Raw genomic sequence first — 255 nt, 5'->3', positions numbered from 1 at the left:
CCGCGGGCCAGATCACGGTGCTGGTGCTCGCGGTGCTGCGCCACGATCAACGCGCCGCCGACCTGGCCGGCGGCAACCAGGTCTCGGCGACCACTATCCGCCGTTGGACCGATGAGGTGATCGCCCTCCTCGCGGCCCAGGCACCGCGCCTGGACCGGGCCTTGAAGAAGATCGCCCGCGTCGGCGGGGAGGTCGTGCTGCTGGACGGCACCCTGATCCGCACCCGCCGCCGCACCGGGAAAGCCAACCGCAAAA

1 pseudogene is annotated in these 255 nt (G+C 71.8%); it reads left to right on the top strand.

From position 1 onward, the window contains the following. A pseudogene (locus IZR01_RS49740) lies at nucleotides 1-255 on the top strand (IS5/IS1182 family transposase); the annotation flags it as partial.

It is taken from the genome of Catenulispora pinisilvae (assembly GCF_015356865.1).
Taxonomy (GTDB): domain Bacteria; phylum Actinomycetota; class Actinomycetes; order Streptomycetales; family Catenulisporaceae; genus Catenulispora; species Catenulispora pinisilvae.
This window is presented reverse-complemented; position numbering and strand designations above follow the sequence as displayed.